Origin of the sequence: Paenibacillus sp. FSL R7-0026 (assembly GCF_038004485.1) — a bacterium.
In the GTDB taxonomy this organism is placed as follows: Bacteria; Bacillota; Bacilli; order Paenibacillales; family Paenibacillaceae; genus Paenibacillus; species Paenibacillus xylanexedens_A.
Window position 1 is genome coordinate 216,839 of sequence record NZ_JBBORG010000003.1, and the last position, 9,023, is coordinate 225,861.

General features: G+C 42.3%; 6 protein-coding genes. 2 read left to right on the forward strand and 4 right to left on the reverse strand.

What is annotated here, in order from left to right; all coding sequences use genetic code 11:
* Window positions 1-251 precede the first annotated feature (251 nt).
* Window positions 252-1,373, reverse strand: a complete 1,122-nt coding sequence (locus MKY44_RS31465; RefSeq protein ID WP_341010526.1) for a replication initiator protein A — start codon at window positions 1,371-1,373, stop codon at window positions 252-254.
* Between the two features lie 703 nt (window positions 1,374-2,076).
* Between MKY44_RS31465 and MKY44_RS31470 the strand changes: the two genes are divergently transcribed.
* Entirely contained in the window at window positions 2,077-2,922 is an 846-nt protein-coding gene (locus tag MKY44_RS31470) for a helix-turn-helix domain-containing protein (RefSeq protein WP_341010527.1), read from the forward strand.
* Window positions 2,923-3,464: 542 nt separating this feature from the next.
* Here MKY44_RS31470 and MKY44_RS31475 read toward each other — a convergent pair.
* The 3 genes from MKY44_RS31475 to MKY44_RS31485 are packed head-to-tail and all read right to left on the reverse strand — an operon-like array spanning window position 3,465 to window position 7,758.
* Window positions 3,465-5,780 carry a DNA topoisomerase gene (locus MKY44_RS31475; RefSeq protein WP_341010529.1) on the reverse strand — a complete coding sequence of 772 codons (2,316 nt, stop codon included), beginning with the start codon at window positions 5,778-5,780 and terminating at the stop codon, window positions 3,465-3,467.
* A gap of 19 nt (window positions 5,781-5,799) precedes the next feature.
* Window positions 5,800-7,326, reverse strand: a complete 1,527-nt coding sequence (locus MKY44_RS31480) for a hypothetical protein (RefSeq protein WP_341010530.1) — start codon at window positions 7,324-7,326, stop codon at window positions 5,800-5,802.
* Window positions 7,327-7,335: 9 nt separating this feature from the next.
* Window positions 7,336-7,758, reverse strand: coding sequence for a hypothetical protein (locus MKY44_RS31485; RefSeq protein ID WP_341010532.1), 423 nt, complete (start codon window positions 7,756-7,758; stop codon window positions 7,336-7,338).
* Between the two features lie 741 nt (window positions 7,759-8,499).
* Between MKY44_RS31485 and MKY44_RS31630 the strand changes: the two genes are divergently transcribed.
* Entirely contained in the window at window positions 8,500-8,610 is a 111-nt protein-coding gene (locus tag MKY44_RS31630; protein ID WP_434060097.1) for a putative holin-like toxin, read from the forward strand.
* Window positions 8,611-9,023 lie beyond the last annotated feature (413 nt).

Sequence of the window (9,023 nt, forward strand, 5' to 3'; positions counted from 1 at the left end):
CCAAATATTATCCTCGATCATAACATCTATTATATCATACCAAAAACGTTGAGTCATCAATATTATTAGTTACTTTTAATTAATGATTTTGAACAATTTTAATGCCGAAAGTAACTCCCTTTTGGATTAGAAATCGGTACGGCATCCTACATGTTTATATCGAGACTCGGAATTCATGTTGAATTCAACTTCAATTTATCCAAAGATTCATTTAATCGAAGTTGAAAGACAAAAAAAACAACTTACACTCTCTATAGCGAGAATGTAAGTTGTTCTATAGTTTTAACACTATTTCCTGAACTGAGTAATAGTTTGGAAGGTCGAATCTCTAGAAAAATTGATCCAGACTCATCTTCATGTAATTTATAACCATCCAGAAGGGAGATCTCCATCATATTCTCACATGCTTCCTCAACGATCTGTTTTTTCTTGTCCCGTCTGTTTGCTTTTGATCCCATGAGGAGTGCAATCTCATCTAAAGGCCATCGTGTGATCCCCTGAGCCACTTGCGCTGGCAAAAAGAGATATAAATTCTGAGCTGTACCTGTCTTTAAGTCCTCTAATATGGCTAGACTCAAGTAAGCAATAGCACCTGACTGTAGCGAACGGTACACTGCATCAGAGAACATAATACTTAGTGTTTCATTTTTATCACGCCGACCAATAGCCTGTAATATATTGATCCGATCTAATGAATCAATTAAACCTTTGTCGTGATAATAGGTGAATTCGAACTTACTATCTTGGAGTACTTCAAGAGACTGCCAGATCTCTTGATACGTTTTGCCACCCGTATCCCGATTCATAGCCTTAGCAAGCGAATAAATTGTGAATTCAAACTCTTTCTGTTTCCCGCTTTCTTCCCATAGCTTATGAATCCCGATTAACACCTTTGCATCTTGGAGGGTTAGTTCTTTCTTAGCCGGATGATAAATCTTTGTTCTCCTATTATCTCGAACAAGTGTATCCACCGGTTGAGTTCCAGGTTCTACCTTCCTTGAGGCTGAGATTGAACTAATCGCACTCTCCGAGAAAATATGTCCGTAGGGGTGGGAAGGCTTATTATAGTAGGTAGCTCGTCTGATTGCCTGGGACTCTACCCAAATCTTTTGTTTTATTTGATGTTTGTAGATCTCCTTGTTGATCTGGTCTTTCTCTTCATCCGTAAGTTGTTCCTGCACTAGTCTTTTGGCTAGTTGAAGTTCTCCGGTTCCTTCACTTTGTATATGTTTTAATGCAACCTCTTTTGTTTTCGTCTTTAATTGGTCCGCTGCCTTGGTAATGAGATCCTGCACTTTAGGATCTTCAGCAGGGAGATCTAGCGCTGTTATTTTACCAACCCATTGTTCTATACTAATTCTCCGAGGAGGCATTGCATAACAGCTCCTTTCTTATATTCTTTTTTTCGTATGCATATAGAATACCATACCTTTGAATATTGAATATATGTTTGACCGAAATGTCTTTTGAGGACTACTGCGATGTCTTTCTACCCCGATACTATGTCTTTCCACCCCGATATGATGTCTTTCTACCCCGATACTTTTTCTTTCGAAATGGTGTCTTTCTACCCCGATACCAAAAAAAATATTTGAAAGGCTCTCTTGTCTTTCTACCCCGATATTATGTCCCTTCAACCCCGATATAATGGTCCTTCAACCCCGATATAACGTCCTTTCAACCCCGATATTATCGAAAATGTCTTTCTACCCCGATAGCTTGACTCATTTAATACCAAAAAATACAATGACAATATGACCGAAATTAGTAGGATATACCACAAGTCTCTACAATATGCCTAAAAAAAAAGCTCCCCTATGGGAGCAGGCCTTACGGCCGGTTGAAAAAAACAATTCACAGTTAACTATTAACTGTTAACCATCCGCTATCTTGAGGTGCAACTCTAGACAGCAATTAAAAAATAACCGCAGGTAACTGTTTCTGGAAAAAACAGATATCCTGGGGGCGTGTTAAAGTCGCTTAAAAGCACATTAACCTGCCGGTTCCCTTATTATATGAAAAAAGAGCCTGAAATTCAAGGGGATTGGCATGATTGAACTCTAAGGAGGACTATTCATGTCTAATTTTATTTCATCTGAACAACAACTACTCAAGGGTCTAAAAGATGTACTTGATAACACGGATCTTAAAACCTATGAAAAAATGATAATGATTGTGATTAAAGTCTATCAAGCCGAACATGAACAAGTTTTTCCGGATTATGACACCATTGCTGCAGCTGGGGGAATGTCTAAACGAAAAGCCCAATATGTGGTTAAAGATTTGGTTAATCGCAATCTCATTGAAAAAAAGGCTCGTTTCAAAGCGACCGCAGGCCGTCCTGCTAAACAAACATCTAATCAATATACAGAGGTCCAATCATCTTCAGCAACGTATGAATCCAACTTAGAAACAACAAATGCACAACATGCATGGTATGCACAAGATGCAGCTAAAACCGATTTTCTCCATGCACAACATGCACCCTATAATTCAGGTTTTATTAATCAAGATTCTTTAGATCTTTATACTTCAACAGATCTAAAAGAAGAAGAAGATACACCACCTACGCGCGAAGGCATGAGTGAACTGAAAAATTATGCACGATATGCAGACGTGGTTGAGAAAATGATTAAGTTTCAAGGAACAGGTACGATCTGTTTCCATCAAGAGGAATTTTTATCATGCTGTAAATTATTTAATCTTCCACCACGTTTGATCTCTGAACTGTATCCTTACATTGAGAGCAGTATACAAAAATATCATTTTGATTCAATATATCGAGCACTTGAGAAGTTCACGGAACGTTTATTAAAAAACAAAATCGATAATCCGATCGCTTGGTTTAAATCTACCTTCAGCAATGAAGACCTAAAGGTACGATCGGAAATTGAATTAATGAAAATCGGACAAGTATCCTAACGATCTACGCTTATCGTAAATGGTCAATACCTAACGGTGTAACATCACGCTTTCACATTATATAGAAGGAAGTCCATCATGATCGAGGGACCTCTGACTGCATAAGCGTTAGAACAGAGCCCGAGTCGAGATATTATAGCAACTTCGTTCTTCATCAAATGGTGAGTATTCTTGCACGAACCAAAATTGAACATCGTAAATATCTTTGCCTAAATGTCGACAGGGTACGCCTACCAAGAAATGAAGCTGGAACGCTCATGTAATTATCAACAGCGGTTTATCATCTACCGAACAAAGATATTACGCCATCAGTCTGCTTATTTGTATGGAGAAATTTCGACTTATCATCAGAATGATGGATCATTTCCAGGAGACCCATAAATGAAATACAAAACAAAAAACGACATCACCCGAATGATCGAGCACGTCGTTTTCTGTAATCTGCTTAGAACACAGTGACTGCGCTCGACAAAAGTCTCACATAGGACTTGATTATTTCATCATACTACTGGTTCCTACTACACATGAGTCTATAGAAAGAGCTAAGGTCGTGATTTACGTGTATTCTTAGTCGTCGCAGCTTTGGGTCGTTCCATAAAATGCGGTTTGATTTTCCAGGAGGCTACGCCTTTGAATTTTTCTATTTCAAACGTTACCTCCACTTCATAAGGTGTTTTCGATTTACTGATCGCTTTGATTTTAATTTTCTCACCAGCACGCAAACGAACTTGATCGTTTGCAGTGAATTTATACCCGGACCATTCAGGCGGAAACGGAGCTGTTTGTGCTGTGTACGCATCTGCCTCAAGCCGTTGGAATCCCCAAAACGTAATACCTTTAAATTTTCCTTTTGCTAGTTTACCTTCGGCTCGATAAAGATTACCCGAGGTCGGGTTCTTGCCTTCAATCGTGATTACTTCGCCCCGCAAGAGCTTTTGAACTTCTTGATCAGAAAATGCGTATCCGTTCCATTCTCTATTGAAACTCAATTTCTCGCCTGTCGGAACATATTCGCCCTCGACTTTCTCTTTTTCGACAAATGGCTCAGGCGCACCGATTTTATTATGAAGTTTCACCGCATTCCGGTAAAAGACTTCTTTATCGTGCTTGATTAGTTCCGTAGCAGTATGTAGTACAGCATCTGGCTTCATCTTGAACTGGCCCGCATCCTTCATAGCGTTGAATAACTTTTCCGTGACCGTAGGATTACCAATCAGTGACCCTTCTAGCATAACAGCCGCAATCTCGCCAATCGTCGTCAGGTTAAGTTTGCCTCGCGTATCTGTAAGAAGAGCCGTCTTGCCCGTCGTCACTTCCGACAGCGTGCTAACGCGCGTAGCCCCCGTACCTACTTCGTAACGGCTGAGTTGCTTTTCCAGCCATTTGTGGGTTGGTTGCCCCGGCTTTTTATTCACGCCTTCGAAGACATACCGATCTGCGGACTGCCCCAGACCGGTGCTGATTGGATCGTCACTCTTCTCATCGTCCGACGTTTCTTTGTCTGCATCGAAGATCGCCTTGAATCCAAGAGAGATAGGAACGCTAACTGTTGCTGTGAATGATGGATACTTTTCAATGTGACCCTTTATCGAATTGTAGACATAGTTTTCACCGAACATAGCCAGGAAGTTTTTTGCTAGTGTTTCATAAATTGCTGCGGCACTAGGACCGAAATCCTTAACACTATCAAGTGAAGAAGGAACATTCTTTCCGGGACGGTTGGCTCCGTGCGCACCACCGTCTTTGACATGTGTTTTGCGCAGTTCGCGGTATGTCAAAAGCTTCATGTCCGCGCCAACTACGGCTGCAATCTTAGGGACGAGTGGTAACATTTCTTTAAATTGCTCTGTGGAAATAAATTTATCTTCCGTACGCGGATAACTGACAATTTTCGCTTCGTACATCTTCTGGTACGTCGCAAGTACTTCCTTCGGTTTATAGCCCTGTGCGCCGAGAATCGATGCCAGCCCCCCAAGGTCAAGTAACTTGCCAGGTGGGGTTTCTTTTCGAGTCACGCTATCTTGCACCACCTTCGATTGTCCGTATTTCCTTGCGTCAGCTTCCGCATCAGCTTTGTTTTCGAAACGGAATCGATCTCTATCTTCGTCATATGATCGAGAAAACACATTTCCCTTGTTATCTTTATATTTAACTTCATAGAATGGCTTCTTCTTATATGCCTTCACCAGGTCAAGCTGATCAGCGACAAGTTTAGTCATGACGGACTTCAAGCGACCCTGTCGGACGACTACTCGGTAACCTTGAGTTCTCGCTGCATGCGTGGAAAGACGTGTGAGCTGCAAGCTCAAAAAGTCCCACCTGCTCCGTACATCAGCCTTCACGTATTCACCATCTTTATCGTACGAAGGTAAGTCTTGGATATTCATAAAGCCGTTTTGAAGCTCTTTTTCGGATTCATCAATGAAATAAAGCCTTTTTACGGGGCCTTTCCAGCCAATCGCCTGAATCACTTCCCATCCGATAAGCTGACCTTCGCCAGAAGGATCTTTATCTGTTGCTATTACGATCGCACTTGCACCTCTTGCCGCTATCGCTACATCTGCGATTGCTTTCGCCTTTGACGACTGTATGCCGGTTGGACTTGTCGTCACCTGAGCCTGTTTCTTCCAGGTCAACTCTGAAGCGTCCCAAGGCATGGTCTCGGGTGTCCATTGTTTGAATCGTTCTTTCGCATCATCCCCATTGACCATTTCGTGAGGCTCAACGAATTCAAGCATGTGTCCGTACAGTGTTTGCACTTTATAGGGCTTACCGTTAAACGTACCACTCATACCGCCGAGTGCCTTCGCAAAGTTTTTAGCTGCACTTGGTTTTTCCGCTAGCAATAAATACGTCACTATATTTCATCCCTTCATATCAAGTAAAGCTACGATTCTTGTTATATTGACGCATTCGTTCATCCCGCATCAGCGTTTTCTTGCGTTCGTGTTCTGCTTCAATGTGATTATCTACGACATCGTTCGTTTGTCCAATCAAGTCGCGGTTTTGTTCAAGCAAACGAATAAACTCGCCCATATCACGCGGTATTCCTCCCTTAAGCAACCCCATCCGATCCAGCAGCATAACGGTTTGTATCATATTATTGTGTTCTGCATACTCCTGTATCATTTGATCCTGCGTTGTCATTTTGCTTAGTACGCGATCGATGTTCGCATTCAGCATCGTAAGTCGCTCCATCGCTTCCCGATCAAGACCGACCCGGCTATCGCTCACGACGGAATGCTCCGGATCCGCTGTGTGAGCAACAGCCAACAGCGCATACACATCCAGTTCGTCACTGCTGGCATTCATATCTCTCTTTGGTTTAAAGTCCGCGTATAGCGAAGTCGGATATTGCAGCAAAAACCATTGTCTCGCATACTGAACATGGGTTCCGTCTTCATCACGAAGTGAGTCAAACAGTAAATAACGGACTAGTGATGTTTTTGTCGTGAATACCTTATTCGTCGCTTCTATTGAATATGATCCCCAAGGAAAATCAATGACTGCGCCCAAGTGGCGTTTTTTAAGTCGTTCTTGAATGATAGAAAGTAGCGGTTCCGGTACTCCCGAGATTTGCACTCTTTTAATATGTTGGTTAAGCACCACGGGCCGATCTCCACCAACGTGCTCAAATACACCAGGCAGCGTTTTAAATTGTTTCCAATTAACCGGATTACTCTGCGTTTTATGAGTTGAGACACCAGCTCCACTGAGCTTTTCATCTTGAGACTTCTGTACTTCTACTTGAGGTTCGACAACCAGTGGCGTTGTCGCACGTTCAGACAGACTAATCGGTTGAACTGTATCTGCCTGCGCTGGAGGTCGAGTCGACAGCGGTATTGCAACAGCATCGCTGTTCCCTTGTATCGGATTACCCTGTATTTGCTGAGTGGAGCTCCAGTCCCTACTATGTATTTCTTCATGAGACTTCTGCACTTCTACTTGAGGTTCGACTACAAGTGGTGTTGCCGCACGTTCAGACAGACCCATCGAATGAAGTGTGTCTGCCGACGCTAGAGCTTGACTTGACGGTGGTATTGCTACAGCATTGCTGTTCCCTTGTATCGGATTACCCTGTGTTTGCTGAGCTAAGCTCAAGTCCCTACTAAGTATTTCATCGTGAGTCTTCTGCACTTCTACTTGAGGTTCGACAACCAGTGGCATTGTCGCACGTTCAGACAGACCAATTTGACTAGCAACCGAGTCTGCTTGCGCTGGAGGTTGACTTGATGGCGGTGTTACTACTATGTCGCTGTTTCCTTGTATCGTATTAATCTGGGGTTCTTCGTTTGACGTTGGTACATGAATTGGCTGTTCTACCGTTTTTTTTGCTGCTGTCGAATTACCCGAGCCTCGCATCGATGCAAGCTCAGATCCTATATCAAAGTTAAAACGTGACATGTGAGATACCTACCTCCTTTCATTAATGAGATCACCATTCTCCGGTTCAATCAGATAGTTGTCACCACGCATCATCCCCATCATCGCATCAAATCCGTTTATTACCGTATTGGACAACTTCTCATTACTTGATGCCATGCTTTCCATCGCATCGATCAATTGATTGAGACGCTGCATTTCCGCCGTTGGTAGGTCGAAATCCTTGTTCTTCCAACTGACATAGTGACGTACCGACGTGATCATAAGCTCCGTCACATCCATATCAAACATTTCCGCCCAATAGACCACAAACGCCTTGTCGTCTTTGAGAAGACGCATCGAATGCCTCTCCGATTTCGTTTCTTTCACGACTCTTTTATTCTGATTTAGCTTGGTTCCCGTTATATTTCCCTCTGTAATATCCGTTTGGGTCTTCCCCTGATAATCGCTCATGCCCTCACCTCTCGTTGTCGACAAACCAACAAATTTACATATAAATCAGTTGTCATATGTATAAGTATATACCTCAAAACACTATGCGTACAAGGTTTTTATAATCGTTTGTTAAACATAAGTGCAACGAATTATACGTATTTATACGAAGAATCTTAAATCGAGTGACGCCGATCCAAACCAGTGGATTTATCGACGCGAGTAAATCAGTTGAAGGCGGACAATTATAATAAATGAATATGGGAGTGTGGATTCGAATGGAAAAAGAAAGTGGTAGAAATACATAGTAGTATCAATGGCATGTGACAAAGTGGTTTGCACGCGTTGATTATAAACATCTTTAATGAAGGAAAAAAATTAGAGATTAGTCGCACACAGGCAGAGGAAGGTTATTACATCACGTGAAGTAACTAAACAAAGGGAGCCATCCGAACTTTCGGATGGCTCTTTTTTTCAATGTTTTCTTTTTATAGCAAAAAAAAGCGATAGCCTCCTCCCCAAGCGTTGCTACCGCATAAATAGCAAACCCTTATCGCCAACGCTCGTCCGCCACCCACCTGATCCGCATTCCGCGACATTTATAGCGCGCCACTATGCTATCTCCATCAGTTAACTCTTCACCAGCGTATCCCTTAGCGGTGAAAGCGTAAAAAACTAAAACTAAAACCTCGCGGCTACCGCCGCCAATTAAATTTTTGAAAGTGTAACTACACAAATACCAAATGAAAGGCAGGTGATTGGATGACTACATATGAGGCAATTGATATGATGCTCAACTTCGGTATTTTCATTTTTGCATTATTAGCCTTCATCGTATCCTTGATTTTCTATTTGAACGCAAAAAAGCGATAGCCTCCCATACCAAGAGTGTGCTATCACTTTATCACTTAACAACATAAGCATAACCCGTATCACCAACATGCGCAACACCGAGAACACAGTCTACTCCAAAGCAACGTAAATTAGCTCGCGGTCTATGTCGGTAATATCGAGCATGGACCGTGGGCTCCACTACGTAAGGAGATTTCTAAAAAAACGTATGAATTAACTTCTAATTTAATGACTTCGAACATCGAAAGGAATATAGATATGCAATCATACTCTCTTAATCTAAATACTCAAGACATCCAGGTTGTCGGCAAACCTTATCGCCAACGCTCGTCTACACCCACCTGATCCGCATTCCGCGACATTTATAGCGCGCCACTATGCCATCTCCATCAGTTAACTCTTCACCAGCGTATCCCTTAGCGGTGAAAGCGTAA

Bases quoted from the DNA above. Each gene is read 5' to 3' on its own strand.
- MKY44_RS31465 (WP_341010526.1), bottom strand. From the start codon at position 1,373: ATGCCTCCTCGGAGAATTAGTATAGAACAATGGGTTGGTAAAATAACA.
- MKY44_RS31480 (WP_341010530.1), bottom strand. From the start codon at position 7,326: ATGTCACGTTTTAACTTTGATATAGGATCTGAGCTTGCATCGATGCGA.
- MKY44_RS31630 (WP_434060097.1), top strand. From the start codon at position 8,500: ATGACTACATATGAGGCAATTGATATGATGCTCAACTTCGGTATTTTC.
- MKY44_RS31485 (WP_341010532.1), bottom strand. From the start codon at position 7,758: ATGAGCGATTATCAGGGGAAGACCCAAACGGATATTACAGAGGGAAAT.
- MKY44_RS31470 (WP_341010527.1), top strand. From the start codon at position 2,077: ATGTCTAATTTTATTTCATCTGAACAACAACTACTCAAGGGTCTAAAA.